General features: G+C 55.5%; 18 protein-coding genes and 1 riboswitch. Of the genes, 11 read left to right on the plus strand and 7 right to left on the minus strand.

Annotation, left to right across the window (positions count from 1 at the left end; translation table 11 throughout):
• The first annotated feature begins 18 nt into the window (after positions 1-18).
• The 5 genes from ABF757_RS04635 (at position 19) to ABF757_RS04655 (ending at position 6,900) form a co-directional block, all read left to right on the plus strand.
• Positions 19-669: a TetR/AcrR family transcriptional regulator gene (locus tag ABF757_RS04635; RefSeq protein ID WP_415481135.1), complete on the plus strand. Its 651-nt coding sequence runs from the start codon at positions 19-21 to the stop codon at positions 667-669.
• A 686-nt stretch (positions 670-1,355) separates the two neighbouring features.
• Positions 1,356-2,759 (plus strand): carbohydrate porin, encoded by a 1,404-nt coding sequence (locus tag ABF757_RS04640; protein ID WP_415481183.1) that lies wholly within the window; start codon positions 1,356-1,358, stop codon positions 2,757-2,759.
• A 320-nt stretch (positions 2,760-3,079) separates the two neighbouring features.
• Entirely contained in the window at positions 3,080-4,147 is a 1,068-nt protein-coding gene (locus ABF757_RS04645) for a linear amide C-N hydrolase (protein ID WP_415481136.1), read from the plus strand.
• Between the two features lie 133 nt (positions 4,148-4,280).
• Entirely contained in the window at positions 4,281-5,942 is a 1,662-nt protein-coding gene (locus tag ABF757_RS04650) for an FAD-dependent oxidoreductase (protein ID WP_415481137.1), read from the plus strand.
• A 4-nt stretch (positions 5,943-5,946) separates the two neighbouring features.
• A complete protein-coding gene (locus tag ABF757_RS04655; protein WP_415481138.1) occupies positions 5,947-6,900 on the plus strand; it encodes an NAD-dependent epimerase/dehydratase family protein in 954 nt (317 codons plus the stop codon).
• Here the strand turns inward: ABF757_RS04655 and ABF757_RS04660 are convergent, their stop codons facing one another.
• A complete protein-coding gene (locus ABF757_RS04660; protein ID WP_025859914.1) occupies positions 6,901-7,806 on the minus strand; it encodes a LysR family transcriptional regulator in 906 nt (301 codons plus the stop codon).
• 123 nt (positions 7,807-7,929) lie between these two features.
• Between ABF757_RS04660 and ABF757_RS04665 the strand changes: the two genes are divergently transcribed.
• The 3 genes from ABF757_RS04665 to ABF757_RS04675 are packed head-to-tail and all read left to right on the plus strand — an operon-like array spanning position 7,930 to position 9,730.
• Entirely contained in the window at positions 7,930-8,331 is a 402-nt protein-coding gene (locus ABF757_RS04665; RefSeq protein ID WP_415481139.1) for a (R)-mandelonitrile lyase, read from the plus strand.
• Complete coding sequence (locus tag ABF757_RS04670; protein ID WP_415481140.1) at positions 8,328-8,681, plus strand: carboxymuconolactone decarboxylase family protein; 354 nt, start codon at positions 8,328-8,330, stop codon at positions 8,679-8,681. The genes ABF757_RS04665 and ABF757_RS04670 overlap by 4 nt, the downstream gene beginning before the upstream one ends.
• A complete protein-coding gene (locus tag ABF757_RS04675; RefSeq protein ID WP_415481141.1) occupies positions 8,681-9,730 on the plus strand; it encodes an NAD(P)-dependent alcohol dehydrogenase in 1,050 nt (349 codons plus the stop codon). Before ABF757_RS04670 ends, ABF757_RS04675 begins: the two co-directional genes overlap by 1 nt.
• 64 nt (positions 9,731-9,794) lie before the next feature.
• Here the strand turns inward: ABF757_RS04675 and ABF757_RS04680 are convergent, their stop codons facing one another.
• From ABF757_RS04680 to ABF757_RS04690, 3 genes are all read right to left on the minus strand, one after another.
• Positions 9,795-10,535, minus strand: a complete 741-nt coding sequence (locus ABF757_RS04680; protein WP_415481142.1) for an SDR family oxidoreductase — start codon at positions 10,533-10,535, stop codon at positions 9,795-9,797.
• A 13-nt stretch (positions 10,536-10,548) separates the two neighbouring features.
• The gene (locus ABF757_RS04685; RefSeq protein WP_415481143.1) at positions 10,549-11,538 is read right to left on the minus strand and encodes an aldo/keto reductase; all 990 of its coding nucleotides are present in this window, start codon (positions 11,536-11,538) and stop codon (positions 10,549-10,551) included.
• A gap of 114 nt (positions 11,539-11,652) precedes the next feature.
• Positions 11,653-12,738, minus strand: coding sequence for a glycosyltransferase (locus ABF757_RS04690; RefSeq protein ID WP_415481144.1), 1,086 nt, complete (start codon positions 12,736-12,738; stop codon positions 11,653-11,655).
• A 142-nt stretch (positions 12,739-12,880) separates the two neighbouring features.
• Between ABF757_RS04690 and ABF757_RS04695 the strand changes: the two genes are divergently transcribed.
• The 3 genes from ABF757_RS04695 to ABF757_RS04705 all read left to right on the plus strand — a co-directional run bounded on the left by ABF757_RS04695 (position 12,881) and on the right by ABF757_RS04705 (position 15,915).
• A complete protein-coding gene (locus ABF757_RS04695) occupies positions 12,881-13,630 on the plus strand; it encodes a nucleoside/nucleotide kinase family protein (RefSeq protein WP_415481145.1) in 750 nt (249 codons plus the stop codon).
• Between the two features lie 111 nt (positions 13,631-13,741).
• Positions 13,742-14,587: a hypothetical protein gene (locus ABF757_RS04700; protein ID WP_415481146.1), complete on the plus strand. Its 846-nt coding sequence runs from the start codon at positions 13,742-13,744 to the stop codon at positions 14,585-14,587.
• Positions 14,588-14,595: 8 nt separating this feature from the next.
• On the plus strand, positions 14,596-15,915 hold the full coding sequence (locus ABF757_RS04705; protein ID WP_415481148.1) for a lipopolysaccharide biosynthesis protein: 1,320 nt from the start codon (positions 14,596-14,598) through the stop codon (positions 15,913-15,915).
• A 9-nt stretch (positions 15,916-15,924) separates the two neighbouring features.
• Here ABF757_RS04705 and ABF757_RS04710 read toward each other — a convergent pair whose 3' ends face one another.
• The 3 genes from ABF757_RS04710 to ABF757_RS04720 form a co-directional block, all read right to left on the minus strand.
• Positions 15,925-17,091, minus strand: coding sequence for a nucleotide sugar dehydrogenase (locus tag ABF757_RS04710; protein ID WP_415481149.1), 1,167 nt, complete (start codon positions 17,089-17,091; stop codon positions 15,925-15,927).
• Between the two features lie 193 nt (positions 17,092-17,284).
• On the minus strand, positions 17,285-17,959 hold the full coding sequence (locus ABF757_RS04715) for a hypothetical protein (protein WP_415481150.1): 675 nt from the start codon (positions 17,957-17,959) through the stop codon (positions 17,285-17,287).
• Positions 17,960-18,231: 272 nt separating this feature from the next.
• Positions 18,232-19,554 (minus strand): outer membrane beta-barrel protein, encoded by a 1,323-nt coding sequence (locus tag ABF757_RS04720; protein WP_415481151.1) that lies wholly within the window; start codon positions 19,552-19,554, stop codon positions 18,232-18,234.
• Positions 19,555-20,010: 456 nt separating this feature from the next.
• A riboswitch (FMN riboswitch) is annotated at positions 20,011-20,156 on the plus strand.
• Positions 20,157-20,251 lie beyond the last annotated feature (95 nt).

The raw sequence follows: 20,251 nt of genomic DNA on the forward strand, positions 1-20,251 counted from the left end.
GAACGGGAGGGCTGTTACGTGCCGGTTCAACATAACGCGCCCTCATCTGGCGTGCGCCGTCGTGGACGGCCTGCCAAAGGCACCCCAGCGGCCCGTGAGGCCATTCTTGGCGCGGCTTTGCACGGTTTTTCACGCAAGGGCTACGAAGGCACCAGCCTGCGGGAGATTGCAGAAGCCGCAGGCGTTGATCCTGCGCTTATTTCGCACCAGTTCGGCTCAAAATTTGCACTGTGGAAAGCTTTGGTGGACGAAATGGCGCAGCGTCTGGCGGCGGCGCGGCGTTCTATCGAGGCGCTGCACGGGGCATCCGGCTCCACCAGAGAGCGTGTGCGTGAAGGGCTGACGCATTTTATTACGGCCAATTGCGATATTCCCGAGCTTTCAAAGTTTCTGTCCGATGAATTGAGCCTGTCCGGTGAGCGGCAGGATTATATCCTGCACACAATCTGGGAGCCCTATCAGGATGCGATGCTACCACTGCTGCGCGAGGCGGAAGCCGATGGCCTGCTGCGCCATAACGGGTCACCGGAACTGACCCTGATGATGGTTATGGGGGCAATCATGCTGCCGCTACTGATGATGCGCAGACAGGCACTTTCGAACCATGCGGAAGCAGAATTGTCGTGCCGTCTGGTTTCTGATGTGCTTCCAATGGTACTGGCGGTCTGATTTTGCGGGAAAACCGGCAGAAAGTATTGCATGTAAATCAATATGTTGTGCTTATTGAAGAATAAATACTTCATAGGTAGTATAGGTTTGTGTGGTGGTTATAAAATTCTCTATTTTTCCATCAATCATTAACGATGGGAGGATTACTGTTCGATCCTCCACTGGCTTCTAAAATGATGGCGTCTTTTATGTCACAGTGAATGTCTTTTTTGTTGAGGTTGTGACTTTATCTGTTTTCATGTATTCTTTTGATGTGGTTATTTCCTGCGCACTGTTCAGTGCCTCCACCATCCTATCAAGAGAGATTTTGTGTTATTACGTAAAATGTTACGCAGCAGTTCGGTGACAGTCAGGGGAAAAGAGGCGGCAGGTTCTGTTGGCCCGGTTTTCCACCTGCAGCTTGCTGTGCGTAAATTCACAGCATCTTTCTGACTCTCTTGAGCGCTTCTGAACACAACGGCCAGCCGTTCCGGCGTGGGCCTGACCATGCCGCCCGGCTCCTGTCTTTGCGGATGGGTGTTGTGCGCATGTTTTCCTTCATCTTCTGAACGCGGTTTTGCGGTGCGCTGCCCACTCAGGCGCAGGGCCGCCCGTTTCAGCTATTGCCCTCAGATAAAGACAAAGGACCCTGCATGAAAAGCGGACGTCAGACTTTCCTGAACAGATTTATCGGCGTTTTTCTTTGCATGCTTACGGGTTTTGTCCTCCTGGCCCATAAAGCCAGTGCGCAGAGCGAGACATCCCAGTTCGCGGCGGAACCATCGTCCTATAAATCGCGCGCCTTCGCCATGGAGGGGATAGGAAACTTTGCGGTAGGGCCGATCGTGCCGACACTGAATGGCAACCCGCATCTGTTTGGAGACTGGGGCGGCCTGCAACCATGGCTGATCAAGCATGGTTTTTACGTCAATGTCGCGCTTAACGAAGAATATATGGCCAATGTCACAGGGGGGCGTACGCGTGACAATGTGCTGGCAGGGCAGGTTGCGGCAGCGCTGGATATCGACTGGCAGCAACTGGCCGGTGTGAAAGGGCTGTGGACCCATATGATCGTTATTAACGGTCATGGGCGCAGTTTCAGCCATACGCTGGGGGATTCTGTCACAAACCCTGAAGAAATCTATGGCGCACGCGGCAATGTCGTGGCGCATCTTGTCTCGATGTACGCTGAAAAGGCGTTTCTGGATGACAGGGTGATTCTTTCTCTGGGCTATATCCCGACAGGCAGTTTTTTCGGGTTCGATTATATTGCCTGTTCGTTCATGAATGTTTCCATATGCAGTAACTTTGCGCCGGGTAAATATGTGCCGGGTGGCAAGGACTGGCCATCTGGCAATATCGGTGGCGTGCTGCGCCTGCGCCCGACGGAGCAGACCTATATCATGGGCGGTGTTTTTGTCGTATCGCCGCATGATTATAATGGTGGTATTTCGGGCTGGTCCATGGCGCAGAGCGGGCTTGGTAAGCTGTCATCGCAGGTGGAAATCGGCTGGATGCCTTCCTTCGGCCATGACCGACTGCGAGGCAATTACAAGATCGGCATGTGGTACGATAACTCCCGCTACCCGGACCTTTATGCGGATATCAACGGTAACTCCTTTCAGGAAACGGGTCTGCCCCGGCGTTACCGCTCGGGTATGTGGAGTGCATGGCTCATGTTCGACCAGATGCTCATCCGCAATGGCTCGGGCCTGGCCGATGGTCTGATTGCGCTGGGTGGGGCCGCGTATTCTCAGGGGAATGTCGTAGCCATGCGTGACCATGAATGGATCGGTCTGGTGGAAACCGGGGAGGCCTGGCGGCGTAGTAGTGACCAGATCGGCATCATGTTCCAGCATATGGATATGAGCCGGACGGTTACCATGCAGCAGGAATCATCGCAGGCACTGGGGGTGCCGTTCCTGTCCAACCAGTGGGGGCAGGTCTGGGGCGTGCAGAACTGGGAAAATGTCTATGAGGCATTTTACAGCTTCCACCTCCTGCGCGCGACCACCTTGCAGGCCGATTTCCAGTATCTGCAGCGCCCCGGTGCAACCACGACCTTTGGCGATGCCGCAGTGATTGGCGGACAGTTCACCACCAATTTCTGATAAAGCGGCCCGCTGCATTTAACCCCGGTGGTCTGGTGTGATCTGCCGGGGCAGGTTGCTGGCGGGCGTTCGGCTTCGTCTGCCTGTTCACGTATGTGTGTGCTTTGCTTCTGGGGCGTGGGGCGAGCCCTCAGGGCGTTTATGGCCTGCGCACGGAGTATGCCGGGTATTGCTTCCCCCCTGTGTGTGATTGTCCGTTGTTGTGGCAGGGTAATCTGTGACAACATGACACAGGCCCGGCTTCCGGTATCGGTATGCCAGAGGGGGTGGGCCGACCGGCGCGCAGTAGCGCCCGGCGCGGCTATGAAAGGGAAGCTGGCATGAAATTCAGAATGCGTTCGCTCATGATGGCGTGCGTCGCCATGACTATGCCGTTTGGCCTAGAGTATTCCGGGGTTGCGGATGCCTGCACGCGCTTTGTTTATCATGGTGCCCATGACGAGGTGATTACCGCGCGGTCCATGGACTGGAAAAGCGATGTCGGCACCAATCTCTGGCTGTTCCCCCGCGGCATGAAGCGTTCGGGCGCCGCTGGGCCGCATTCGGTCGAATGGGTTTCGAAATACGGCAGTGTGATTGCTTCGGGCTATGATGTATCCACCACCGATGGTATGAACGAGGCTGGGCTTGTGGCCAATGTGTTGTGGCTGGCTGAATCGTCTTACCCCCATTACGATGGCAAGACGCCCGGCCTGTCGCTCGCGGCATGGGCGCAATATGTGCTTGATAACTTTGCTACGGTGAGTGAAGCGGTCAAGGTTCTGGAAAAAGAACCATTTACCATTGTAACCGCTCAGGTTCCCGGCGAAAATCGTCTGGCAGCCCTACATCTTTCGCTTTCTGATGCCTCGGGCGATAGTGCCATTATTGAATATATCGATGGCAAGCAGGTTATCCACCATAGTCCTGCCTATCAGGTCATGACCAATTCCCCGAGCTTCGACAAGCAGCTGGCGCTTTATGAATACTGGAGCCAGATTGGTGGCACGGTTATGCTGCCGGGCACCAACCGGGCATCTGACCGCTTCGCGCGCGCCGCGTTTTACGTGAATGCCATCCCCAAAAGCGAATCACCGGTAGAGGCCATCGCCAGTGTTTTCAGCGTGATCCGCAATGTGTCCGTGCCGTATGGCATCAGCACGCCCAATGAGCCCAATATTTCCTCCACACGCTGGCGCACGGTCGCAGACCAGAAGCGCATGCTCTATTTCTTTGAATCAGCGGTAACACCCAATGTTTTCTGGGTAGACCTGAAAGCGCTGGATTTTTCTGAAAAAACCGGACGGGTCAAAAAACTCGAACTCGGGCCGAACCAGACGCATGTCTATGCCGGTATGGCCAATGATCAGTTCAAGGACACTCAACCGTTTGCCTTTCTTGGCCTGTAAGTCGACCCTAGTATAGCTGCATTTTTTGGAAAAACAGTTCTGGTCGGGATGTTATGAGATATTTTGTTAATAAATATACGGAACAGTCGGTCAGTTTTAGCAGTCTATTGCCAAGAGAAAAGAACGGTAAGCTATGATTTCAGATGCCAGAACGCTGCCGGACGCCACGGTGCTTCAGGCTGACTTTTGTATAGTCGGTGCTGGTGCAGCGGGCATCAGTCTGGCGCTGGGTCTGTCGCAGTCTGGTTATAAGGTTCTTCTGCTGGAATCGGGGGGAGAAAAGGAAGAGGCCGCGACACAGGCTTTGTATGAAGGGTATGTGGTCAACCCGGCTTTGCACAGTCCCACCGAGAGTTATAGGCAGAGGCGTTTTGGCGGCACCACCACCATCTGGGGGGGGCGGTGTGTGCCGTATGACCCTCTGGATTTTGAAGCCAGATCCTATGTGCCCCATAGTGGCTGGCCGATAGGTTATGACGAAATTGCCCGGTATTACCCACAGGCGAACTGCTTGTGCGAGGCGGGTGTTTTTGATTATCGCAGCGAGACCGCTTTTACCCGGCCATTAAAGCCGATGATTCCCGGATTTGATCAGCGCCATTTTACAACGGACACAATGGAGCGGTTCAGTTGTCCGACTGATTTCCACATCCGCTACCATGACAAACTCTCCGCACCCAATATCCAGATCCTGCTGCATGCCAATCTGACCCGCATCGCTCTTTCACCAGATGGCAACAGGGTAACGGAACTGGAAGCCAAAACCCTGTCAGGCAATGGTTTCTCCGTCAGGGCTACCTGTTTTGTGCTGTGTGCGGGCGGGTTGGAAACGGTTCGCCTGCTGCTGGCCAACCGGGATGTGCATGCGCAGGGTATTGGTAACCAGCATGATGTCGTCGGACGATACTACATGTGCCACATCGCCGGGACGATGGGCGGTATCCATTTTTCCATTCCGCCCGCATCGGTCTGGAATGGGTATGATATTTCCGATGAGGGCATTTATTGCCGCAGGCGTCTTGCACTCAGGCCAGAGGTTCAGAAACGCGAACAACTCGGCAGTTTCGTTGCCCGCTTGCACCACCCCCGTATTACCGACCCTAGCCACGGCAATGGTATTCTCTCGGCTCTTTATTGCGCAAAGCCGTTTATTTCTTACGAATATGCTAAAAGACTGTTTGAGGAAGATCCGGTAAGCTGGCGTGACTGGTGCCACCACCTTAAAAATGTTGCCCTTGGTGCGCCTGACATCATGGGTTTTGCGTGGCATATGCTGCGGGACAGAAAACTGGCCGCACGTAAATTTCCATCCGTTGTCATAAAATCACGCACAGGCCTTTACAGTCTGGACTTCCATGCGGAGCAGACACCAGACCCCATGAGTCGGGTAGGGCTCGCGCATGACAGAGACCCGCTTGGCATGCAGAAGATAGAAATAGACTGGCGTTATGTGAGTCAGGATGTGCATACCGTCAAACGCTCTCTAGCACTGCTGCAGCAGGATATGGCGGATTCCGGTGTAGGGTCTTTCGATTATGATCCCCATAGCGTGGAAAAGGAAATGACCCGTTATGGGGCTTATGGCGGACACCATATCGGCACGGTGAGAATGGGTCATTCACCCCGTACAAGTGTTACCAATTCTGACTGTCGCGTGCATGGGGTTGCCAATCTTTATCTGGCGGGTTCGGGTGTATTCCCCACATCCAGTCAGGCCAATCCCACACTGACCATTGTGGCCCTGTCGCTCCGTCTTGCCGATCATTTACAATCACTCGATTTTTCAGGAACCTAGAAATATGAAGCGCACTGTTCTTGTTCTGGGTGCCGGTGGGTATGTCGGCCGCAAGCTGATGGATGCCCTGTCCCGGTGTGAGGATATGCAGCCCATAGCATGCCTGCGCCGACAGTCTTCCGCAATGGGGCATGCCAGTGTCTGTTTTGATGCGACTGACCCTGTTGAGTTGGAAAAACATATTTCAGGTATTGATGTTGTCGTAAACTGTATTGGGTCTGACCCGACGGTTATGAAGCATTCCGCGCAGGCGTTGTTGCAGGCGGCGCGCTCAAACGGGCCGCTGATTGTGCATTTCAGCTCCATGGCTGTCTATGGCAGTGCTTGCGGCCTGCTGGACGAAAATGCCCCGCTGCGTGGGGATATTGGAGCCTACGCCAATGCCAAGGTGGAAATAGAGCGCCTGATGGCGTCTTATCCGCGGCGTATAATCCTGCGGCCCGGCTGTATCTATGGGCCGGGTAGCCCTGCGTGGTCGAGCCGGATTGCACGGCTGCTGAAAGCGCGGCGGCTGGGTGACCTCGGTGCCGCTGGCGATGGTATCGCCAATCTTGTGCATGTGGATGATGTGGCAGCAGCCGTTATTGCCGGTATCCGCAGGCCTGAGTGTGCGGGGCAGGTATTTAATCTGGCGATGAAAAATCCTCCTACGTGGAATGATTATTTCATCAGTTTTGCCAAGGCGCTGGGTGCGGTGCCAGTGCGGCGTATTGGTGAAAAAAGGCTCAAAGCGGAAGGTAAGGTTTTTGCACCTGCTCTGAAAATACTTGAAATACTGGCGGGGAAACTCCCTGTTTCCCTTGATCTGCCGCCGTTTATGTCGCCGGGGCTGCTTTCCCTGTTCAGGCAGGATATTACCCTTGTTTCAGAAAAAGCCGAGCGTGAACTGGGGCTGGTATGGAAAGACCTTGAAATCGGTCTGCGCGATAGCGCTCTTTTTGAAGAAGAAAAGAAATAATCATGGCCTGTTCTGTGGGCGGTAACGTAGGGTTTCAACCAGAAGACTGAAGGCGGCGGAGGGTTCGCGTCGGCTGGTATAGTAAAGATGATAGCCTGCAAACGGCGGGCACCAATCTTCCAGCACGCGGACAAGCTGGCCGGTGGCCAGATAAGGCGCCATGTGATCTTCCATCAGGAAAGCGATGCCAAACCCTGCGAGGGACGCCTGAATGATCATATCGGTATTATTGAACGTAAGCTGCCCTTCCACCCGGGCGCGGATTTCACGCCCATCTTTTTCCAACTCCCACGCATAAAGCCCGCCAGTGGTTAGAAACCGCAGGTTTATGCACTGATGCTGGGCCAGATCGTCAGGTGTCAGGGGGGGCGGATTGCGCGCAAAATAGGCGGGGGACGCCACGGCAGCCATGCGCAGGTCCGGCCCGATCCGCACTGCCACCATATCCTTGGCAATGGCCTCGCCCAGCCTTACGCCCGCATCAAAGCGGTCGGATACGATGTCGGTCAGGGTTGAATCGATACTGAGTTCGACATGCACATCCGGGTAATTGGGTAACAGGCGTTTGAGCGCGGGCCATAAAAGGGTGCGTGCTGCGTGATCAGATGTGGTGATACGGATTGTGCCTGCCGGTTTTTCACGCAGTACACTCAGGCTGGCAAGCTGGTCGTCAATGCTTTCGAGAGCGGGTCTGAGGGTATCAACTAGTTTCTGTCCGGCTTCGGTTACGGATACACTGCGGGTGGTGCGGGTTAGCAGCCGTACGCCTAGCCGGGCTTCCAGTCTGCGGATGGTATGGCTGAGAGAGGATTGCGATGTACCCAGCCGTGCGGCGGCGCGGGTGAAATTGCATTCTTCCGCGACTGCCAGAAAAGCGTTGAGGTCAACAAGGTCCTCGCGTCGCATTCATGAACTCCTGATATGGCTTTATGCCATTTATAGCATCTAATCGCTGTAATGCCGCATGCCTACATTTCTGCCTGAGCGGTTGGCATGGCTGCTGGCCGGTAAAATTCATGGAGAATGGTCATGCAAATCAGGCGAAGTGGCTCCTCTGCTTCAGTGCGGGGGGCGGAGGCATTGTTTACCGGCACGGTGCGGATAGATGCCCCGTTTGCGGGGAGTGGCGGGCTCAGTGCGGCCACCGTAACCTTTGAGCCGGGTGCGCGAACAGCCTGGCACACACATCCGCTAGGGCAAACACTGCTGGTTACGGCTGGTCTGGGTATGGTGCAGCGGGAAGGGGAGGAGATCCAGTTCATCCGCCCCGGAGATGTGGTCTGGATCGAACCGGGCGAAAAGCACTGGCACGGTGCCTCACGGGAATGTGCGATGACGCATATCGCCATTGCGGAAATGCACGAGGGCTCGGCTGTGACATGGCTTGAGCATGTGTCTGATGCCGATTATGCGCAGCAGGTGGCACCATGAAGGCGCGCTCAGCCATAGGGCAGCAGGTTTTTGGCGATGTCGCTCCTGATTTTGCGGATTTGACAGATCGCGTTCTGTTTGATGAAATCTGGGAACGCCCCGGTCTGTCGCCTCGTGATAAAAGCATGATCACGGTTTCTGCGCTGGTGGCATTGTACCGGGTGAACGAACTGCCGCCACATCTTGAAAAAGCGCTCAGCAATGGCGTTTCTCTGGATGAACTCAAAGACCTGATTACGCATCTGGCATTTTATGCAGGCTGGCCTACGGCTTCAACGGCTCTGGGCGCGTTGCGGGCTGTCATGCAAAAGAGTGATGCTTCAAAGAAACAGCAAGGAATGGACAAATAATGCGTACCATTGGATTTGCCTGCACATCGACAGAGGCTGAACTCGAACCTTTCCAGTTTGAGCGGCGTGAGCCCCGGTCGAACGATGTGGTGATGGAAATTCTTTATTGTGGCGTGTGCCATTCCGACCTCCACTGGGCCAGAAATGACTGGGGCTGGACGCTCTATCCTGCCATTCCCGGCCATGAAATCATTGGCCGGGTGATTGAAACGGGCCCGGATGTTACGCGCCACAAAGTGGGTGATTTCGTAGCCGTGGGCTGCATGGTGGATAGCTGCCAGCAGTGCGACCAGTGCCGCAAGGGCGAGGAGCAGCTCTGTCGCGAAGGCAATACCGGCACATATGGCGGCTTTGACCGGGTGACCAAGGATTACACGCTGGGCGGTTATGCCAAGCATCTTGTGGTGCGTGAGGAGTTTGCCCTGAAGGTGCCTGCGGGGCTTGATATCAGCAAGGCAGCGCCCCTGCTCTGTGCGGGTATTACCACCTATTCGCCCCTGCGGACATGGAATGTCGGCCCCGGCAGCCGTGTGGGTGTCATCGGCCTTGGGGGGCTGGGGCATATGGCGGTCAAGCTGGCAGCCGCTATGGGGGCTAGCGTTACGGTGCTGAGCCGCAGCGATAGCAAGAAGCATGATGCGCTGGAACTGGGGGCTGATGGCCTGCTGGTTTCCACCGACCCGGATGCCATGGCAAAGTCCGCCAATGCGTTCGACCTGATTATTGATACCGTCCCGGTTGACCATGATATCAACCCTTACATGCCGTTGCTGGATGTGGATGGCACGCTGGTTATCGTAGGGCAGATTGGGCCGATTGCAGCCCCCACAACGGTACCGCTGCTGCTGGGCCGCCGCCGTATTGCGGGTTCTCCCATTGGCGGGCTGAAGCAGACACAGGAACTGCTCGATTTCTGTGCGCGCAAGAACATTCTGCCGGACGTTGAAACAATCCGCATGGATGAAATCAACCACGCTTTTACCCGCATGGAAAAAGCGGATGTTCATTATCGCTTTGTCATTGATATGGCGACATTGCAGGCGGCCTAGGTCGCTTTTCTACCCCGCAACCCTGTCCATTATGGATAGGGTTGCGGGGTAGTCTCAGTTCTGCTCAGAAATCCTGCCGGGTGGGACGAAACTGGATTTCATTGATATCGACATCGTCTGGCTGGTTGATGGCAAAGGCAACGGCTCTGGCAAAGCTGTCTGCGGGGATGGCGTAGGTTTCGTAAAAATCCTCTATGGCTTTTGCCATGTTCGGGTCCGTGACGCTCTGCGGAAGTTCGGACTGCACGGCACCGGGTGAGAGAACGGTGGTGCGGATATTATACGGTTTGACCTCCTGCCGCAGGCCTTCGGACAGCATCAGCACAGCCGCTTTTGTGGCGGCATAGACGGCACTACCGGGGCGCACCTTATGTCCGGCAACGGATGAAACATTGATGATATGGCCTGCTTTCTGCCGTTTCATCGGCTCAAGGGCAGCAGAAATGCCGTATAGAACGCCCTTGAGGTTGATGTCTATCATACGGTTCCAGTCATCAATGCGCGCTTGCTCCAGTAGGGAATGGGGCATGATCCCGGCATTGTTGATCATCACGTCAATCCGGCCATGCTGCTGCACGGCGCTGTTGACAAGGTTCTGCACCTGCGCGGGGTCTGTCACATCGGTTTTGATGGCGGCAGAAGCAGGCAGGTTGATATCCCATGCCAGACTTTTCAGCCGCTCCAGCCTGCGGGCTCCCAGAACCAGCTTGGCCCCTCGTTCCGCCAGATAGCGGGCCGTGGCGGCTCCCAGGCCACTACTGGCGCCGGTAATGACAATGACTTTTCCTGTAATATTATCGTGCATGGTTCAACTGCTTTTATCGGCCGGTTGTGGCAAGAAATTCGGGCGGATAGCGTTCGCCCTCGATATCAATGGCCGCCAGCGCGTTACGGATTGTTGTCAGATCATCCTGCGTGAGCACAACCTCAGCAGCCCCAAGGTTTTCTACCAGACGGGCCGGTTTGGTGGTGCCGGGAATAGGGACAATCCACGGTTTTTGCGCCAGAAGCCATGCAAGGGCGATCTGTGCCGGTGTGGCCTGTTTTTCGTTGGCCATGCGGATCAGCAGATCAATCAGTGCCTGATTTTTTTCCATGGCCTCAGGTGTGAAGCGGGGCAGGAGCTTGCGAAAATCGCCTTCACTTAGAGTGCTGCCTTTGTTCATGGCTCCTGTCAGGAAGCCTTTGCCCAATGGGCTATAGGGCACAAAGCCAATCCCCAGTTCCTCGCAGGCTTGCAGGATACCGTTGGTTTCCGGGCCGCGGGTCCAGAGCGAATATTCATTCTGTAAGGCGGTAACGGGCTGAACAGCATGGGCGCGGCGCACGGTTGCGGCACCGGGCTCCGACAGGCCGAAATGTCGCACCTTACCCTGTGCAATCAGGTCCTTGACCGTGCCTGCCACATCTTCAATCGGCACCGCGGGGTCAACCCGGTGCTGGTAAAACAGATCAATGACATCAACCCCAAGCCGCCTGAGCGATGCATCGCAGACAGCACGGATCTGCTCGGGGCGGCTGTTCATGCCTTGCATCCGGCCATCGACAATGTTCATGCCGAACTTGGTTGCGATAACAACATCTTTTCGGACAGGACGTAGTGCCTCGCCTACTATTTCCTCATTGGTGTAAGGGCCATAGACTTCAGCCGTATCGAAAAAGGTAACACCAAGATCAACCGCCTTGCGGATCAGGGTGATACTGTCCTGCCAGTCCAGTTCCTGACCGTAGCCGAAGTTGAGCCCCATGCAGCCAAAACCAATGGCTGACACTTCCAGCCCGTTATGGCCGAGTGTTCTTGTCTGCATTTCGCGTGATCCTTTCATGGCGCACCGGCAGGAAAATGCCGCAATCATGCACTTTAGGATCAGACCCTACTCATTGATAATGGGGTATAATGTGTATGACGTTATATTCTGCATTCATGAATGCGTGAGTAATGACCTGATCCGTTCAAGGACAGAAAGGCCAGCGGCATGGAAGTTTTCGGTGCTGAATTTCGTGCGAACAAGCGCACGACCTGCACGCCCATAGTGTTCAAGTTTGCTGGGATGCGTGAAAATCTCTTCCAAAATGGCGGCTATGCTCTCTTCCACCGGTTGGTCGATAACAAAGCCCGTTTCGCCCCTGATAATGCTGTGAGCCAATTCTCCAACGGGTGTGGCAATAACAGGCAGGCCGATGGCCATGGCCTCATGGGCGGCTAGACACATGCCTTCGTAAAGCGAGGGCTGGATATAGGCATCCAGCGTCAGAAGAAAGGCATCGGGGTCGTTCTGGTGCCCCGTGAGGGTTATGGTGCCGTTGAGGCCTAGCTGGTCGATCAGGTCTTGCAGGCTGGCGTGCAGTGGCCCATCGCCCGCAAGAGAGACCCGCAGGGAGCCGCGCCATTGTGGTGCGTTTTCGAAAAAACGGCCAATGGCTCTGATAAGCGCTGCATAGTTTTTCTGTTCATTCAGCCGGCCGAGGCTACCCAGATGCAGGGGGCTGTTTCCCTGCCAGTAGTGGGGGAGGGTCTGGGGTGTTGTGGCGCAGTAAAGCGGCCAGACCATGATTTTTTGTGTGGGAATGCCAAGGTTTTCGCGTAGGTAGCGCTGCACGGAGGGGGAGTCCGCAATCCACAGGTCGGTAAAACGGCTGAATAGCCTTGTATAGGGTTTGGCGTTGGCGTTATTCATCCATGACACAACGGGCAGGCCACACAGGCGGCCTGTAATCTGGCCGACAAGACCCGCAACACTCAGCGATGTCCAGATGACATCGGGCCGTTCACGCCGGACCTGTTTTATAAAATTACGCAGATAGAAAAGCTTGTTCCTTTTCCTGTCTGCCAGCAGGGTAAAGGCAAATCCTTCATCGCGCAGGCGCAGGCCGCCAAGGCTATCACGCGGCTCACACGCACTTAGTTGCACATGGCTGCCTGACTGTTCGATCGTGCGTAAGATACGGGGCAGGGAGAACGCCCCGCCACCACCTTCCAGCGAGGTGACAAGATACTGTATGTTCATGTCCGCTCATGCCTCCGCCATGCGATTAAAGCAGGTGTGACAAGGCGTTGCAACGCGGGGGCACTGGCACCATGTTTCCTGTTCATGACAGAGAAAGCGGTCTTTGGCTGGCCGCGTTCATGCAAAGGGCAGGGAAAGCGCGATGGTGCAGCAAGGCAGGCCGGATGAACCGGAGCGGGTAACAACCCTGTCCTATGTTCCTGTGCCGGGGCGTCGTGTGCCTGTTATTGCGCTGGTTGGTGCCGATGGTAGCGGCAAGACTACGCTGGGCCATGCCCTGTTGGACTGGATGGCTGCCTGCCAGCCCACGCGACTTTGCCATCTGGGTAAACAGACAGGCGGCTGGGGCCGGGCAATAGCGCGTATCCCGCTGGTCGGGCGCAGGGTGGATAATACGATAGCGGGCAAGGCCGTGCAGAGCCGAAAGGACAGGGGGGCCGGACCTTTGGCCGCCCTGATTATTTTTGCCCTGTCCATGCGCCGTCTGTTTCGTTTTTTGCGTATGCGGCGGCTGCATGCGCGGGGATATGTTATCCTGACCGACCGCTACCCGCAGGCGGTGGTGCCCGGCCCGATGGATGGCCCCGGACTGGTTGCGCGGCAGCCGGGCCATGGTCTGGTCAAGCAGCTGACACGGCTTGAGCAGACGATTTATGACTGGATGGCCGGTTTTCGGCCTGATCTGGTGCTGCGGCTCAATGTCGATCTTGCGACGGCTCTGGCCCGCAAGCCTGATCACAGGCCCGAAACCCTGCGCCAGAAAGTGGCGGATGTGCCGAACCTGTCTTTTAACGGAGCGCCTGTGGTTGATCTGGATGCGACCCTCCCCATGGAAACCGTTCTGGCAACTGCTCAGGCTCATATAGCTGCCGTGCTGGCGGCCTATCGGTAGGGGGCGTGCATCGGTGGGGTATAATTGACTTTCCCCTGCCACATTTCTACCAGCGTTCAGGCGCTGTCGCCCTTGGTTGGCTGAGGCGGCTTTTGTTAGCGGGTTCTGCTCATGTCTGTTCGGGTTCGGTTTTCACACGAGACACTTGATGCGTTAATGGCCGCTATTGAGGTCAATGATGTTGTGGACGAACACATCGCGCTGCCCGGACATATCCCAGACAGCTTTACCCAGACGCAGCTTGCCGAATGTCTGAACCTGTGCCGCCAGCTCTGGCTGGAAGGCCCACCCCGCACTGCGCTTGCGGAACTGGCACACTGGCTTGTTTACAGGCGCGATCTGTCCCAGCCTGAACGGGTGGCGTTCAAGCATATTCGCGCCCGTTACAAGCATATGGGCTTTGCCTTTGGGCTTTATACCCCAGCCCATAAGCGGCCATTGCTATACGAGGCGACCTCCACCCTTATGGGCGAGGCGCAGGATGCCTTTAAGAACGGTTACGCAGGGCGGGTTTTTGTAACCGGCATGGGGCTGAGTATGCTGTCCACGCCGTTTTTTGATCGGATACGCCGCCACATGGTGCAGCAGGCGAGCGTGGATCAGGCAGTCACCATAAACCAGCATCTGCGTGCCGAAATAGCCCGTATTCCTGCCTGCCTTGAGGGGGTAGGGATAACGGCGGCCCGGTTTCATGGCCTGCGCAAGATCATCAGCCGTCATGTGGCATTTTTTGATACGCTGCGTATTCTCTACCCTGATGCGGATATAAACAGAACCGCGCGGTTTCTGAGCGCGATTAACGGGCTGATGGGCAGAAAACATGATGAGCTGGTAAAAGCTGCGCTGTCTGGCACATTGCGTTACAAGACTGATCTTTTTCCCATACCTGAGACAATCCGCGCCTTGCTGGGGCAACTATGCCAGCAGTCTCTTTCTTCTGATATAAGGCGGGCATAACAGGGCTTATGAGCAATCGTATTAAAACGCCCATTACGCGGATAGCCTGGAACGCCGCTGTTCTCCTGTTTGAAAAAGGGATCGCTGCGGCTGCCAGTTTTGTTTATATCCCCTACACGGTGCAGGCCGTGGGGATTGCGACATTCGGGCAGATATTGCTGGTTATTTCGTATATCGAAATCATTTCCGACCTTACCAGCCTCCTGTCATGGCAAACGGTGCTGCATTACGGGGCTGCACCCTACCGGGAAGGGCGGCGGGCTGATCTGTATCATGTGCTGCGTTTTGGCATGCGGCTTGATTTTCTCAGCGGGGCTGTTGGGTACCTGATCGGTGAGGGGGGGCTGTGGTGTCTGTCCTCATGGCTGGGTTGGGCTGGGCCGCTTCATCCGGTCATGGATATCTGCCTGCTGTTTGTGTTTTTCGATAAAACAGGTTGGTGTGTGGGTACGGTCAGGCTGCTGAACAAGTTCACCTATCTGACATTTGGGAATGGGCTTACGGCAACCTTTCGTATTCTGGCCAGCATGGCAGGCTATTATGCCCATATGGGCATGACGTATTTTCTGTATGTCTGGTTGCTGTCATCAGTTGTGCTGTTTTTTTCCGACATGGCTGCGACATTCTACGCCCTGCGCAAATATGAGCCCTCTCGCTTTGGGTGGAGGCAGGTCCTGCATACACCAGCCTTTTTGCAGGGGGCGTGGACATTCACCATCATGGCCAGTCTGAACAAGATTTTGCTGGCTGCTACAAAAAAACTACCGATTTTGCTGATTGGCGGCAGTCTGGGGCCAACCGAGGCGGCCATTTACAAGGTGTCGGATCAGGTGTCCAATGGCCTTGTCCGGCCTATGCGCACGTTCATGCCTGCACTCTATCCCGAATTCGTGCATCTGCGGGAGGAGGGGCGGATGGATGATATGCACAGGGTTATCAGAAAGCTTTTCCTGTCAGCCCTGCTGTTTGCCTGCATAGCCCTGCTGGTTGTGACCCTGTTCGGGGATCAGGTTCTGCATCTTTTGCTCGGTATCCACGGAGAGAGCGGCTACCTGCTGCCGGTTCTGGTCTGTGGGGCGTTGCTGACCATTCTGGGCCTGCCGCTTGAGCCGTTTATCGTCGTTACCGGGCGCTTGACGGCATTGTTCCGGTTTCAGGTTTTGAACGTGCTGGCCAATTTGCCCGTACTGTTTGTTATGGTGCATTTCTGGGGCACCATGGGAGCGGCCTATAGCCTTGTGCTGTTCTCAGGAACGCTTTTGGCGTTCTATGCCGTTTACGCACGCGCGGCGTTTGTAAAAGAGACAGGAGGGCGCAACGGGCCGTAAAGCCCGAGCTTAGTCCGTGCCGAACAGATCGCGGGTAAACACCTTATCCGCGACATCGCCTAAATCTGCTGTGATACGGTTGGCAATAATCACATCCGAACGGGCTTTGAACGTAGCCGGGTCGCGTATGACCTGAGAGCCGAAGAAAAGATCTTCCGTCATGGTGGGTTCGTAAACAACAACCTCAATGCCCTTGGCTTTGAGGCGTTTCATAATGCCCTGAATCGAGCTTTGCCGGAAATTGTCGGAAGACGCCTTCATGACCAGACGGTAAATGCCCACTACGCTGGGGTTCATGGCAAGGATATGGTCTGCCAGAAAATCCTTGCGGGTTCTGTTGGCGTCCACAATCGCGCTAATCAGGTTTTGCGGCACCTGCGTATAATTGGCCAGAAGCTGCTTGGTGTCTTTGGGGAGACAGTAGCCGCCATAACCGAAAGACGGGTTGTTGTAATGCTGGCCGATCCGGGGGTCGAGGCACACGCCTTCAATGATCTGGCGGGCGTTCATGCCGCGTGCGAGCGCGTAGCTGTCGAGTTCGTTAAAGAAGGCAACCCGCATGGCCAGATAGGTGTTGGCAAACAGCTTGATGGCCTCGGCTTCCGCCGGTTCGGTGAACAGTTCGGGAATATCGCTTTTGGCCGCCCCTTCGGCCATTAGCCGCGCGAATTGCCGGGCGCGTTCGGTGGTGTCTCCCACGATAATGCGTGAGGGATAAAGATTATCGTGCAGGGCGCGGCCTTCGCGCAGGAACTCGGGGGAGAAAATGATCCGGTCGGTTGCATGCGCCTCGCGCTGCTGATCCACAAACCCTACAGGAATGGTGGATTTGATCACCAGTGTTGCCACAGGGTTAATGGCCAGAACCTGCCGGATCACGTCCTGCACGGAGGATGTGTCGAAAGAATTGGTATGGGGGTCATAATTCGTGGGGGTGGCGATAATGACCAGCTCCGCATTTTCGCACGCGGCATTCAGGTCTGACGTGGCCTGTAGGGAAAGCGGCTTGTCGCGCAGGAACTCGGTAATTCTGTCGTCAATAATAGGGGATTCCCGCCGGTTGACGCTCGCCACACGCTCGCGGTCAATATCCACCGCTGTAACGGTATGGTGCTGTGCAAGCAAAATGGCATTTGAAAGGCCGACATAACCAAGCCCGACGACGGCAATCTGCATTGTCTTTCCCATTTCACGTATCCGAAAGACTCTCTCACCGGGACTGATCGTTCAGACATACCCGGCAAAAGCCGGACCATACGCTCCGGGCTTTGGGTAACAGAATTCGGGCATACAGGAGCGTAAGGCATCCGTCCACGCGGTTTTAACCGCCAGACGGCCCATCAGCGATGGGGTTGCCTTGCCAGACGGGTTAGGCGTTGTCTGTATCGGAATGATGGTGATGGGTGTGAGCAGTATGCTGCACGCTGCTGGTGGCGTTGGCAGCGGCAGAGCTGGACTGCGCATTCTGGGCAGAACTGTTGCTGCTGTCATCGGCGGTGGAGCCCAGCGTGGTGGTGGTGCTGGCCGCCAGATTCTGGTTGTCGGAATTGCTCTGGGTGCTGCTGTCCGAGCCCGAATTATCGTGCTGGAGCATTTCCTGATACGTGTAATTGGCCGTTGCCGTGCGGAACTGCAGGCCGATGCTGTCCAGCCGTGAAGAATACATGTTCACGTTGCTGTCCACCCCGTTGGCGGAGGGGGAGTTGACCAGCAGATATTTCAGATGCTCCACCGCGCCGTAAGCCGCGACTTTCTGGGCATAAGGGGTAGAGGCATTGTTGATAACGGCGGAGGCTGCATCCAGCATAGCGCTCAGGTTATTGATGCTGCTGTCGGTATAGGTGCTGCCTGCGCTGTTGCTGAGCGCATGCTGGGCCGCGGCGCTCAGGGCGATGGAATCTGCTTCCACCTCAGCCTTTTTGTCAGAGCTGGATGAGGCGGCGTCATGGGCGCTGGCAGCGCTGTTGCCGGGAGAATCCGGGCTGATATCAGTTTTCTGCCAGGCAACTGGTGTGGACTGCTGGGCGGATGACGTGGCCGACATTTTTAATGACTCCAGTTCCCGGAACGGACAATGCTTTATTCCGCGCCACAACCGGTTAAAAGATCGTTAAATAAGATGTGGAAAAAAAGACAGAAATGAACACGCTCTATTGTAATGGAGGCAATACCTCGGGGCAATAGAGAGCCCCTGCACAGGAACCGGTATGCGTAATTGCTGTTCCGGTTCCTGTTTTTACAGAGTTTACGCCCTGAACGGGCTCCGCTCTCTTTCCGTTACCGTCAAACAGGTTGGAAAGAGAGCGGGTGTCCTGATCAGAAGCCGATCATGGCGTCGCCACCAAAGGTGAACATGCCGTTGTTGCGACCACCGTTGAACGGGTGGGTGTTGTTGAGCGAACGGTCAAAGCGGATTTCAGGCCGCAGGGCAAATACGCGCACGCCCTTGCCCAGATCCGGGTGGTAGTTGAAGCCCAGCGTCAGTTCACCATAGGTGGTGCCGTGTCCGCCGGGGCCGGGGTAAAGGTTGGACGCGCCATGGCCGGAAATGGCGTTCATGTAGGAGTTGTTGCCCATAAAGGTGGCAACCATGGCGTTGTTGTTATCGCGGTAGATTTCGCCACGATAATTGAAGGTCACGCTGGGGCTAACAACATAGCTCAGGAAGGTCACGACACTGAACGCATCAGCCGCCTTGAAGGGGCCGTTAACCGTGTCGTGGGTCTTGAGGCCCTGATCATGCAGGAAGTTGAATTCTGCCGTAACGCTCAGGCGGTCGTTGACCTGCAGGGTAGCGTTGATGTCGTTCCAGAAGCGTTCAGCCTGATTGGCAACATAAGGGCCCATGAGGATGCTGTTGTTTTCGGGGCCAACGCGGCTCAGTTCAACAATCTTCAGCTTGCCGCCCAGCAGGTTGTTGAGGTTGATGCCAAAATACCCGGCAGGGCGGGAGTTGTTGTCAGCCGTGCCGAAGGTGACCTGATTGCCGGTGTCGATCCCGAAGGTGACATCAACAGTCTTGTTCACATGCCAGTTGAACATGGCCCCGACATGTTCGAAGGGTACGGAGTATTCTGAAGTATAGGCCAGAGTATAGAAGGGGCGGCCTGTGGGGTCCATGACTTCCACACCCATGGGGGCCTGCAGGATACCAACCTGCATATCCAGCCCGCCATCCGTGGCCCACGGCAGATGCACATCCACATGCGCCTGTGCGGGAATAAGCTGATAACGGCTGCTCCATTCCTGATCGCTAATGCCGACCAGATGGTAGTAGCGCGCATCAGAACCATAAATGCCCTGCAGCGTGAAGCCGATCTGATATTCCCCGGCATCGCCGGTATTGGCTTTCTGCATGGTCAGCACAACCTGGTTAAGCTGTGCCTGATTGGCGTGGTCGGCAAAGAAGTTGCCGTAGTTATAGCCGTCGGTGGGGCGGGCCGGGTTGGCCATAATGCCACCGTCAATCAGTCCGGTCAGGGTGATGTCGGACAGCCAGTTTGAAAAGCCCTTGCTCTTGGTTGCTGATGTCGCGAACGGGTGCCATTCGGCATGGGCCGGTGTTGCGGCCTGAGATGCGACGAAGGATGCGAGGGTAAGCGCGGAAAAACCGGCCAGTTTTCTGCGGGTAAGGGCCATACGGTCAGTATCCTTTTATAATTACTTATTGAATGTCTGTTTAATTACGCTCGGTAATGTAATTATCGGTAATATGCCTTGTTACGAAGTGCAATTAAATGAACGCTGGAGGCGGGCGTTTTTCGGGTTATCTGCCTGCCTTCTGTTTTATGTGAAATGAACAAAAAAATTAAAATAATGATGATATATAAAGAGAAAATAGTTTTTCGTCCGTTTTCGTTCCTGCGTCAGAACATGTGGCAAATGCGACAATCATGAGACACGGGGGGCGGAATTGTGTTGAAAAAGAAAAAAATGACCAACTATTGCATGTAAGTAACAGTTGGTTCTTGTGCCTTTCGATCGCGGCGGGTTTGATGCCAGTGAAAGGCAGGCAGGAGGCGGGTTCATTTTAACTCTTGCAACGAAAGGCGCTTGCCCCCATCTTGATCACTGGTGCCACTGTTAAAGTGGTGATGACGTTCTCAGGGCAGGGTGTAATTCCCTACCGGCGGTAAGCAGCCTGACAGGTTGTAAGCCCGCGAGCGCCCGCTCAGGCGGGGTCAGCAGATCCGGTGTAATTCCGGGGCCGACGGTGACAGTCCGGATGAAAGAGAACGCGAGGGATATCTCCCGCCCTTTCCGCGTCTTGCGCGGGGAGGATGGGGCGTGTCTTTTCGTCAGGCCCTGAGTCCGTCCGGTGTATGGGATGGATGAG

Source organism: Acetobacter papayae, assembly GCF_047721125.1.
GTDB lineage: Bacteria > Pseudomonadota > Alphaproteobacteria > Acetobacterales > Acetobacteraceae > Acetobacter > Acetobacter papayae.